Below are 11213 nucleotides of genomic sequence, written 5' to 3'. Positions count from 1 at the left end.
CTTCAGGCCCATCACTTTCAGCTAAACGCTGGGCCAACACCTCTGCGACCTTCCAGGAGGTAAAGTATTGATTTTCGATATAGATAAGCTTTTCAGCGGCAGCGATAGCATCAAGATATAAGGTTTCAACTTCAGTGATTTCCGGCTGCCCCTCAAATTCCGGTTGAGTACGTGAAATGGCAATATTGACCTGTTGAAAATCCGGCCTGATATAGTGAGGCCAGATATCCTCAACATAATGAGGTGGCTGGGTTAACTGTTGCCCCGTTGCTTTCAACCAACGTTCCCGGGCCAATTCAGCAAGACTTTTAGCAGCTTCACCATCAACTAACATCTGCATATCATGAAAAGGTGGATAGGCCACATTATCTGGATCTATACGGCGCTTATCCTCAGGCGCATGATCACTGCTGTCCCAACGGTGCTTACCGGGATCTATGCCGCCACAAAAGGCGATTTTGTCATCGATTACGACGATTTTTTGATGCTGAGATCCACCGAAAGGACATTCCCCATCCAGCTGATAATGCAAACGATCCTGTTTTTTCCAGCCGGGCCGGAATAATGGCAGCCATTCTCTTTCCAAGGTATACAGCATCGCCCAATCCCAGTTCAGGATATAGAAATTTAATTCTGGCTTTTGCTCTAAAACGGCATTAATCAAATCGCCTAACTCGGCGGGAGCATCGGTTTGTTTTTCACCGCGAACCAGCCTCAGTCGACTATCAATATCCCAGGCAAGAATATAAACGGCATATTGAGCCTGCATAATTGCTGTATGCAGGGCACCAAAATAATTTTCGCCATCAACCAGTAGCGCTGCTCTATTGGCATTACGGGAACGCCAGCAGTTTTCACCAACGCGAATAATTTTCTTATCATCCATAAATTGGGGCGCACTCCCAGCCGAAGATTAAGTTCGAACAAAGACTATCACAGCAACATTCCAGAGAAATTGACCCAGGTTAATCTCAATAATTCATATTTATGAAGGCGGATGAGCCTGATTAAAAGTTTTTGAAATAACTGACAAGTGGAATAATTAATTTAAATTTTGAGATGGCTATTGGGGAATAATTCGATAGTAGCCGTTTTTACCACGCATCAATAAAGCGGGGGTATTCGCAGGTAACATTTCATCAGTACTTTTTACCGCCTGGACCACGGCAAACTTGGCACCACTGGGTTTATCCAGAATATACTCCACGCCCAGCTGGGATTTTATCTTCTCATCAATAAACTGACCCGCCAATGCACCACCGACTAGTGCAATGATGGTAATCGCCACGCCGGCAGGGTTATCCGCCTGGGTAATACCGTATGCAGTTGAACCGGCCACAGTTGCTCCGACCGCCGCTCCCCAGCCGGGTCGGTTTTCTCCGAGCCCTTCAATTTTGACCATACGGGATGAGACAATCCAGACATCTTCAACGGCCATGACTTCCCCCACTTCATCACGAAAATAATTGCTCTGTGATCGTGAAGCACAGCCATTAACAAATGTCACCAGAATCAAAATAGCGAAAAGGCCGCTGACAGGATAACGAAACATGGAAAGCTCCAGATTCAAAGTAATGTTATGAGGTTATTTTTGGGTGGCTGCTCAGCATCTCATCAGGGAAAAGGGTCAGTTTTTGATACCTGTTTTTGCCAGACTGGCTCCAATTGAAACTCCTGGCACCATACTAAAATATCTTCGGCCGGCATGGGGCGGGCTATCTGATAGCCTTGTGCCAACTCACAGCCCATAGACAGCAACATCAGTCCATGTTCAATGGTTTCCACCCCTTCCGCGATAACCTGGCGATTAAAGGCTTTAGCCAGACTGATCACACCATCGACAATATTGTAATCACTGGGATCCTCTAACATATCACGAACAAAACTCTGGTCAATTTTGACCGAGTTTGCTGCCAGATGCCGCAGATGAGTCAACGAAGAATAACCGGTACCAAAATCATCCAATGCTATCTGTACCCCCACCTGATGCCGGCATTCATCGATAATACGGCTCAGCGTATGCACATCTCCCAATGTACTGCTTTCCAGAATTTCCAGTTGCAAAGACGAGGGCTTGATATCCGGATAACGACTTAAGATCTGCTGTAAGGATTGAATAAAATTTATCGCATGCAGATGGTTGGCTGCAATATTGACACTCACCACAAGATTTAATCCCGCCTGCTGCCATTGCTGCAACTGACTCAGCGCCGACTCAACGACCCACAGACCCAAATCAAATTCCAGATCACTGCCTTCCACGACAGACAGAAACTCATTAGGGTAAAGCAAACCACTTTCAGGATGCTGCCAGCGAATCAATGCTTCAACCGCGATGATTTCGCCGGTTTTCATATTTATTTCCGGTTGATAATGCAATACAAACTCATTATTTAACAGGGCTTCACGTAAACGATGAACAACATGATGCTTCTGCATAACCTGTTGATTTAATTCAGGGTTAAACAGTCTGAATGTATTGCGTCCGGTGATTTTAGCCTGATACATTGCCTGATCTGCATGACGCAACAGTGTGTCTAAATCAACATTATCCATGGGATATAAAGCAATACCGCTGGAGGCACTGATAACGATGCGTTGATTATCTATCCAATACGGCTCAGCCAACGTCTGATGTAATCTGGTCAGTAATTGCTCACATTGCTCGTAGGAACTGATATCTCTGAACAAAATAGCAAACTCGTCCCCACCAAAGCGGGAAATGGTGTCTTCTTCCCTGACACTTGCCCGCAATCGGTCTGCCACGTCAATCAGTAATAAATCACCAATGTTATGGCCGTGAGTATCATTCACCGGCTTGAAATCATCCAAATCCAGAAAACAAACCCCAACCCATGTGCCTAAGCGCTGACTATGGGCCACAGCCTGACTGTACCTGTCAGCAAACAATACCCGATTGGGTAAATGCGTGAGCACATCATAATGTGCCATTAATTCCAGCTTTTCCTGCTGGGTTTTAGATTGGGTAATATCCGAAAACAAACCTACATAAAATTGTTTATCCCCCTGAGGATTGGTCATCGCTGTAATGGTCAGAAGCAGCGCATATAAATGTCCTTCTTTATGGCGATTCCAGACTTCTCCCTGCCAGTACCCCTGATTTTCCAGGCTGTGCCACATTTGCTGAAAAAAATCATTGTTATGTTTACCGGATTTCAACATTGCCGGGGTGCCTTGCAACGCCTCTTGCATGGTATAACCGGTTATTTCGGTAAAGGCCGGATTCACTTCTAAAATCCGACTTTTTGTATCGGTAACCACAATTCCTTCATGTGCCTGCCTGAAAATCTGCTCTGAAAAATGGATTTTCTGCTCAGCCTGTTTACGTGTGGTTATATCGTAGAAAACAAGCAGTAATTCATTATTTACCGCATCATGTAATGGTGAAACTGAAAGCAATGCAACACGCTCACTGCCATCCAGGCAGTAAATGCTCACTTCCAATGAGGAATTAGGTAACAACTTATGCTCTGGATTGGCAGACCACCATTCATTTACCGTTTTTAAATAGTCCTTACTGACATTCGTTTTCTCCCACCACAAAGCCAGCGTGGGTAAATCATCCAGCGTATAGCCATAAAGCTCAGTAAACGCCGGGTTGATAAAACTGACTTTCCGCTCTTTTCCCACCAAAATGTAGGGGATGGGTGAAGATTCAATTACCTGTCTGAATTTTAGATTTGCCATTGATGCTGAAAACATAAATCGCACAAAGGCTGTCAATAACGCGAAAATAGCTATGGCAATACAAAATAGCAGGATTCGGGATTGCTTCACGTCACCCAGGCCACCTTTCCAACCTCCCTTTGGCTGTCCCACCAAGACCCAGTGCCCCTCTGGCAAGGCAAGTGGCATCGTTAACCTTGCATTATCAAATAAAGCTTCTTCACCGAAAAACACCTCACCTTGCTCACCCAACCCATCTTTACCCCGAATGGCCATCTCAATCGGTAAATCTGCCGCATTTAATCCAGACGCTTCAAAAAAAGCATCAACGTCAATAACGGCCGAAATAATGCCCCAAAAATATTCTTGCTGTTGATCATCAAGCAGATACACGGGTATCCGGGTGATCAATCCAGTGCCGCCTTGTTTAAGTTCAAGCGGACCCGCAAGCACTAAATTCCGGCTCACCCTGGCGCGTTCGGCTGCCGCAGCTTGGGTAGGTTCCTGACGGTAATCCAGTCCTATAGCCTGTTCATTTCCTGCCACTGGATACATGTAGCGAATCACCATATCCGGAGCGGCAGCGATATTGCGTAACTGAGTATGTTCGCCAATCAGATGGCTCATGGCGACTTCGAACTGTTCCTGAGTCAACTCCGGATTAACGGCAAATAAACCCGGCAGCCCCCGGATAATTTGAATGTGGTTTTGTAAGTTTGTCACCAGATTATTGTGATATTGACTTAGCTTCTGCTGGGTCTTTGCCTGTAAAGCATTGCTGTATCTATCCTGAATAACATAGTCAATATAAATCGCTGCTGAAAAGATGAGCAGAGCGATGATGGCGATCATGCTATTAAAAACCAGTTTAGTCGCTATTAAATGTCGCATTTAAAATCCATGGATGACCAGTGCACAGCAACAGATTGAAGTTGGTTGGTCGGATCGAAATTATTACAGTATTTACAGGCTATAAGAACAAATTGTTTAACACTGTGTTACCTGTCACATCCATCAGCATCTTCTTCAGGCTAGCATTAAACAGCTTTAGTTCCTCAAATCTTGATTTATCAGAGAGTTACGGTAACAATGAAACCCCGTATAAACACTGGCTCATTTCCGCCTATTCATTCAGAAATTGTTAATGAACTGGGAGACGGAGCATTGATAAACCAAAATTTGAATCCGGGTTCTTCAATTCGAATGTTAAAACGTAAAGCGCTTCCAGCTTATATTGCGATCTTTGCAGACTTGATGACTTTGCTGTTGTGTTTCTTTGTGTTGTTATTGTCGATGTCAGAGCTTGATGTTATTCGTCTAAAAATGGTAACGCAATCAATGCATAACGCTTTTGGTGTTGAGCCTCCGGAGATTCCTGAACCTGTCCCCATGGGTACGTCCATAATCAAACAGACTTTTTCACCCAATCCTTCTGATGTCACTGTCATTGAGGAAGTCAGGCAAACGGCTGATCCCAATAACCCCATTATCGACACCAACGATCTGAATTTATATTTACACGCTAAACAACAACGTCAACTCATGCAGATTAAGCAAGCGCTTCGTGAGCAGCTTGATGAAGGTATTCTACAGGTTGAAACGCGTGAAGACCGAGTGGTCATTACGATTGATGAACAAGCCTCTTTTCCATCCGGTCTGGCCACCATAAAGCCCGCTTTTATGCCCGTATTAAAGGCTATTGCCGAGGCATTATCCCATATTGACGATCCTTTAGTCGTTTCCGGCCATACTGATAATCGTCCATTGAGTACACAACAGTACCGATCCAACTGGGAATTATCTGGCTCCAGAGCAACTTCCGTCGTACATGAATTATTGCGTTATCCCGAATATCAAGCTGACCGATTCCGTGTTGAAGGTTATGCTGACACACGCCCAATTACAGAAAATGACACTGATTCCGGTCGAGCACGCAACCGAAGGGTGGAAATAGCTGTCCTCACTCAATAAGGGCTGTGATGCCCCGATTATTTATGGTACAAACTAGGCTTGTCTGTCTTTCATCTCCAACTCTGTTGCAAGCTGAAAGATAACAAGCTCTTGCAAAGGCGCGATGATTTTTACGCCAACTCAGAGGACCTCCATGAAAACATCTGATCTGATGGTTAAAGCATTAGAAAACGAAGGGGTAGAATACATTTTCGGTATCCCCGGTGAAGAAAACCTCGATTTCCTTGATTCACTGCAACATTCTTCAATAAAACTGATCATTACCCGACATGAACAGGGTGCAGGATTCATGGCTGCCAACTATGGCAGGTTGACGGGTAAGCCCGGTGTTTGTTTATCGACCCTGGGACCAGGGGCGACAAATCTGATTACCCCCGCCGCCTATGCTCAGTTAGGTGGTATGCCTATGCTGATCATCACCGGACAAAAACCGATTAAGGCCAGTAAACAGGCATTATTTCAGATTGTTGATATCGTCAACATGATGCGACCCATTACCAAGTTCACCAAACAGGTGGTGCATGGCAACACAATTGGTGCTGTGGTTCGTGAAGCCTGCCGTATTGCAGTACAGGAAAGACCTGGTGCGGTGCATATAGAACTACCAGAAGATATCGCTGCAGAAGAAGTGCAGGACCGTATTTATGCACTGGAAAATATTCGTCGCCCTGATGCCGATAACACCGCGATTAAAGATGCATTGGAGATGATCCGTAAAGCCAATATGCCATTGTTACTGATTGGTGCCGGGGCAAATCGCAAACGGGCAAGCAAAGCCCTGACTCGTTTTGTCGAAAAAACCGGTATTCCGTTTTTTAATACACAACTGGGTAAAGGTGTTATTGACGAACGTCATGACAGTTATCTTGGTACAGCAGCATTATCTGAATCAGATTATCTGCACTGTGCAATAGATCGGGCTGATTTGATTATCAATGTCGGTCATGATGAAGTGGAAAAACCGCCTTTTTTCATGAAAGACGGTGGTGCACTGGTAATTCACATTAATTTTCTCCCGGCAGAAGTCGATCCGGTCTATTTTCCACAACTGGATGTGGTGGGTGACATCGCGACTTCCATCAACCGTATATCAGATGCTTTGTCACCGCAGTCTAACTGGGATTTTTCTTATTTCTATCGCGTCAAACAGGAAGTCCAGCAACGTCTTGGTTTGTATAGCGATGATGATCGCTTTCCGATATTGCCACAAAGCGCTGTGACTACAATTCGTGCGGCGCTTGGCGAGAAAGATATTCTGGCGCTGGATAACGGGCTTTATAAAATCTGGTTTGCCCGTAATTATCAATGTTATGAGAACAATACACTTTTACTTGATAACGCATTGGCCACCATGGGCGCCGGATTACCCACAGCAATGCTAGCCAAATTACTGCATCCGGAACGTAAAGTCGTTGCGGTCTGTGGTGATGGCGGCTTTATGATGAATTCACAGGAAATGGAAACTGCGGTTCGTCTTAAGCTGGATCTGGTTGTGATAATTCTGAACGATAATGCCTATGGCATGATCAAGTGGAAACAACAGGGCATGGGGTTTAAAGACTTTGGTTTAAATTTTAATAATCCTGACTTTGTTAAATATGCTGACAGTTATGGCGCCATTGGTCATCGGCCCTCCAGCTATATTGAATTCGATAAGATGCTGCGTGAAGCAATTAACACTCCCGGCGTGCACCTGATCGATGTGGCCATCGATTATTCGCTCAATCACTCAATTCTCAATGAAGGTTTGAAACAAAAAATCTGTATTTTATAAGGAAGCTTTATGTCTACCGCACCTCATTTCGCCCTGAGCTTACCCGGAGTAAAAACCAGGCAATGGGCACAGATTGATGTGACCAACCCCTATAATGATCAGCTTATTGCCACGGCTGATGTCGCAGACAGCGATGCCGTCGAAACGGCTCTGCAAACAGCACATAATTTATTCACTGACAGAACCAAATGGCTTTCAGTCCCTGAGCGTCTGGCTATTCTGGAAAAATCCCTCGGATTAATGCAGCAGCAGGCAGATGCGCTGGCCAGAGGTGCTGCTGAAGAAGGCGGCAAACCCTTGATCGACTCCAAAGTTGAAATGGTGCGCTGTATCGACAGTATTCGACATTGCATGGATACACTGCGCCATCAGACGTCTCATCCTGTTCCCATGGGCGTAAATGCGGCTTCACAGCATCGTTTAACCATGTTGCATAAAGAACCGATAGGTGTAGTCGTTGCCATCAGCGCCTTTAACCATCCGTTAAACCTGATTGCCCATCAGGTGGGGCCCGCAATTGCCGCAGGATGCCCGGTTATCGTCAAGCCAGCTGAAAACACACCACTATCCTGTTTCCGTCTGGTGGATATATTCCATCAGGCAGGTTTGCCTGCAGAATGGTGTCAGGCTTTATTAACAGAGAATCATCAGGTGGCAGAACAATTAGCCACTGATAACCGGGTTGCCTTCTTGAGTTTTATCGGCAGTGCCAAAGTGGGCTGGTATTTACGTTCAAAACTGGCGGCTGGAACACGTTGTGCCTTGGAGCATGGGGGCGTTGCGCCGGTGATTGTCGATGAAAAAGCTGACCTTGATGCGGCTATTCCTGGCCTGGCCAAAGGCAGTTTCTATCATGCTGGTCAGGTATGTGTCTCAGTACAACGTATTTTTGCTCATCACTCTATTGCCCGTGATTTAGCCGAAAAATTAGCGGCCGCAGGCAATAAGATGCAGATTGGTGATCCGTTATCCGATCAAACGGAAATTGGTCCACTCATTCGTAAAAATGAGGTGTCCCGGGTGCACGAGTGGGTACAGGAAGCGGTTAACCAAGGCGCAGAATTATTATCGGGAGGTGAAGCGCTGGATAATAACTGTTATGCCACAACCGTACTGTTTGATCCACCAGCAGATGCCAAAGTATCGAAAAATGAAATTTTCGGGCCTGTGGTCTGTATCTATCCTTATCAGGAAGTTGATCAGGCTATCGCCGATGCCAATAGTCTGGATTTTGCCTTCCAGGCTGCGGTCTACAGCCAGAATATTGATAATGCAATGTATGTCGCAGAGCGGCTGGATGCGTCTGCGGTGATGATTAATGAACACACGGCATTCCGTGTTGACTGGATGCCATTTTCAGGCTTGAAACATTCGGGCCATGGCACAGGTGGCATTGCTTATAGCATGGAGGATATGCAGATAGACAAGATGATTGTGCTGACATCAAAAAGCATTCCGTAAATTTTATAGCAAAAATGTCAGACAAAAAAAGACCGCCATAAGGCGGTCTTAAAAGAGGGAGAGAGAAGTACTTATTATTGAGACATCGCTCGTAACATCCAGGCCGTCTTTTCATGAATTCGCATACGGTCTGAAACCAGAGCCAATGAAGATTCATCATCTGCTGCTTCTGCCAGTTTCAAGACTTCACGGCAGGTTTTGACCACTAATTCGTGGTTATGCGTCAGAATTTCTGTCATTTCCTTCGCATCAGGCACACCGTCTTTTTCTTTGATAGAACTCAATTCAGCAAATGCTTTATAAGTACCAGGAGCTGAGACCCCCAGTGTTCTGATTCGTTCCGCAATATCATCAACGGCGGTTGCCAGTTCAATGTAATGCTCTTCAAACATCAAATGCAGTTCACGAAAGCGTGGCCCTGTTACGTTCCAATGGAAGTTGTGGGTCTGCAGGTACAAAGTGTAGGTGTCGGCAAGCAGCTTCTTCAGGCCTTCCGCTACCTTTTCTCTGTCTTTTTTATTAATTCCAATATCAATAGAACTCATACATTTACCTCCTGATAAAATTCGACGTCGGCCGTAAAACACGGCGACCATAATCCATCTGTGTTTAGTTCAAATCATTCAGCGAAATACCGATGGCATCAGCAACACCCTTACCATAAGCGGGATCAGCTTTCAGACAATTGCGAATATGACGTTTTTTTACTTCCATATCTGCCCCATCAATTGCCCGAGCCGTATTCTCAAACAATACTTGCTGCTTTTCAGGTGTCATCAAACGGAACAGATTACCGGGCTGTGAATAGTAGTCATCATCATCTTCTCTAAAGTTCCAGTGATCTGCCGCACCGTTAATGGCTAAAGGCGGCTCACTGAAATCCGGTTGCTCCTGCCAGTCACCATAGCTGTTAGGCTCGTAACCTTTGGTTGCACCATAGTTTCCATCCACACGCATTGCGCCATCACGATGAAAACTGTTTACCGGACAACGTGCAGCATTCACCGGAATCTGATGATGATTCACCCCTAATCTGTATCTATGGGCATCACCATAGGAAAACAACCGTCCATGAAGCATTTTATCGGGTGAAAAGCTGATTCCCGGCACCACATTTGCTGGGCTAAATGCTGATTGCTCAACATCTGCATGATAGTTTTCCGGGTTACGATTAAGCTCCATCACACCAACATCAATCAATGGATAGTCTTTATGTGGCCAGACCTTGGTTAAATCAAAAGGATGGATATGGTAAGTATCCGCATCTTTCTCCGGCATAACCTGGACTTTCAGTTCCCAGCGTGGATAGTCTGTACGCTCAATCGCTTCAAACAGATCCTTCTGATGACTTTCACGATCGTCCCCGACTACTTTTGCGGCTTCTTCGTCGGTCAGGTTCTCAATTCCTTGCAAACATTTAAAATGAAATTTCACCCAGAAACGTTCGTTATTGGCATTAATAAAACTATAGGTATGACTGCCAAAGCCGTGCATATGTCGATAGCTTTTCGGTAAGCCGCGATCACTCATCACAATCGTGACCTGATGTAATGCTTCTGGAAGCAAAGTCCAGAAATCCCAATTATTCTGGGCACTACGCATGTTGGTCCTGGGATCACGTTTAACAGCATGATTCAGATCCGGAAACTTCAATGGATCTCGTAGAAAGAATACCGGAGTATTATTGCCGACCATATCCCAGTTACCTTCTTCGGTATAGAACTTGACGGCAAAACCGCGGATATCACGTTCGGCATCCGCCGCTCCTCTCTCGCCGGCAACGGTTGAAAAACGGGCAAATAGCTCGGTTTTCTTTCCAACTGCGGAGAAAATCTTAGCGCGGGTATAGTGTGAAATATCGTTAGTAACAGTGAATGTACCAAAAGCTCCAGAACCTTTGGCATGCATTCGTCGTTCTGGAATAACTTCACGATCAAAGTGAGCCATTTTTTCCAGAAACCAGACATCCTGCATAAGCAACGGACCACGAGGACCTGCCGTCATACTGTTCTGATTATCTACAACCGGTGCACCACCGATTGTGGTGAGTTTTTGTTTGTCTGCCATGCTCGGCCTCCTTAATAGGCGATAAAAACTCATCTCCGTGAGCTTTAAAATCACTATAGGCTAAACCGGAGCATTGGTAAAACAAATAATTTCTATTAAATTAATCGCTTGTTCCGATTTATATATTTTTAAACTTTTCAGCGTAAAGAGAGATATTCCCCATCCCGGCCATGTTTACTTAGCACCAGCTGCCACAATTGCCCTTGCTTGGATCGGAAAAAACCGGCACAACTATGCAAATAATACTTCCACA

Annotated in this window: 7 protein-coding genes and 1 pseudogene (1 of these 8 only partly in view); 3 read left to right on the top strand and 5 right to left on the bottom strand. The window is 45.2% G+C overall.

Annotation, left to right across the window (positions count from 1 at the left end; translation table 11 throughout):
• The 3 genes and pseudogenes from B3O33_RS12280 to B3O33_RS12270 form a co-directional block, all read right to left on the bottom strand.
• A pseudogene (locus B3O33_RS12280) lies at positions 1-886 on the bottom strand (VTT domain-containing protein); it reaches 1196 nt to the left of the window's first position.
• A gap of 177 nt (positions 887-1063) precedes the next feature.
• Positions 1064-1552: a hypothetical protein gene (locus tag B3O33_RS12275; protein WP_292360889.1), complete on the bottom strand. Its 489-nt coding sequence runs from the start codon at positions 1550-1552 to the stop codon at positions 1064-1066.
• Positions 1553-1614: 62 nt separating this feature from the next.
• On the bottom strand, positions 1615-4578 hold the full coding sequence (locus B3O33_RS12270) for a bifunctional diguanylate cyclase/phosphodiesterase (RefSeq protein ID WP_292363718.1): 2964 nt from the start codon (positions 4576-4578) through the stop codon (positions 1615-1617).
• 198 nt (positions 4579-4776) lie between these two features.
• Here B3O33_RS12270 and B3O33_RS12265 point away from each other — a divergent pair, with 198 nt between their 5' ends.
• The 3 genes from B3O33_RS12265 (at position 4777) to B3O33_RS12255 (ending at position 8893) form a co-directional block, all read left to right on the top strand.
• The gene (locus B3O33_RS12265) at positions 4777-5658 is read left to right on the top strand and encodes an OmpA family protein (protein ID WP_292363717.1); all 882 of its coding nucleotides are present in this window, start codon (positions 4777-4779) and stop codon (positions 5656-5658) included.
• A gap of 133 nt (positions 5659-5791) precedes the next feature.
• Positions 5792-7432, top strand: coding sequence for an acetolactate synthase large subunit (locus B3O33_RS12260; RefSeq protein ID WP_292360895.1), 1641 nt, complete (start codon positions 5792-5794; stop codon positions 7430-7432).
• 9 nt (positions 7433-7441) lie between these two features.
• Positions 7442-8893, top strand: a complete 1452-nt coding sequence (locus B3O33_RS12255) for an aldehyde dehydrogenase family protein (protein WP_292360897.1) — start codon at positions 7442-7444, stop codon at positions 8891-8893.
• Between the two features lie 74 nt (positions 8894-8967).
• On the opposite strand, the gene B3O33_RS12250 is transcribed toward B3O33_RS12255, so the two are convergent.
• Together B3O33_RS12250 and B3O33_RS12245 are read right to left on the bottom strand one after the other, a co-directional pair.
• The gene (locus B3O33_RS12250) at positions 8968-9438 is read right to left on the bottom strand and encodes a Dps family protein (RefSeq protein WP_292360899.1); all 471 of its coding nucleotides are present in this window, start codon (positions 9436-9438) and stop codon (positions 8968-8970) included.
• 64 nt (positions 9439-9502) lie between these two features.
• On the bottom strand, positions 9503-10960 hold the full coding sequence (locus B3O33_RS12245; protein ID WP_292360901.1) for a catalase: 1458 nt from the start codon (positions 10958-10960) through the stop codon (positions 9503-9505).
• Positions 10961-11213: the final 253 nt, after the last annotated feature.

This window comes from Methylophaga sp. UBA1464 (assembly GCF_002325665.1).
In the GTDB taxonomy this organism is placed as follows: domain Bacteria; phylum Pseudomonadota; class Gammaproteobacteria; order Nitrosococcales; family Methylophagaceae; genus Methylophaga.
This window is presented reverse-complemented; position numbering and strand designations above follow the sequence as displayed.

Excerpts from the sequence above, each read along its gene's own strand:
- B3O33_RS12260 (WP_292360895.1), top strand. The coding sequence starts at position 5,792 with ATGAAAACATCTGATCTGATGGTTAAAGCATTAGAAAACGAAGGGGTA.
- B3O33_RS12275 (WP_292360889.1), bottom strand. The coding sequence starts at position 1,552 with ATGTTTCGTTATCCTGTCAGCGGCCTTTTCGCTATTTTGATTCTGGTG.
- B3O33_RS12270 (WP_292363718.1), bottom strand. The coding sequence starts at position 4,578 with ATGCGACATTTAATAGCGACTAAACTGGTTTTTAATAGCATGATCGCC.
- B3O33_RS12255 (WP_292360897.1), top strand. The coding sequence starts at position 7,442 with ATGTCTACCGCACCTCATTTCGCCCTGAGCTTACCCGGAGTAAAAACC.
- B3O33_RS12265 (WP_292363717.1), top strand. The coding sequence starts at position 4,777 with ATGAAACCCCGTATAAACACTGGCTCATTTCCGCCTATTCATTCAGAA.
- B3O33_RS12250 (WP_292360899.1), bottom strand. The coding sequence starts at position 9,438 with ATGAGTTCTATTGATATTGGAATTAATAAAAAAGACAGAGAAAAGGTA.
- B3O33_RS12245 (WP_292360901.1), bottom strand. The coding sequence starts at position 10,960 with ATGGCAGACAAACAAAAACTCACCACAATCGGTGGTGCACCGGTTGTA.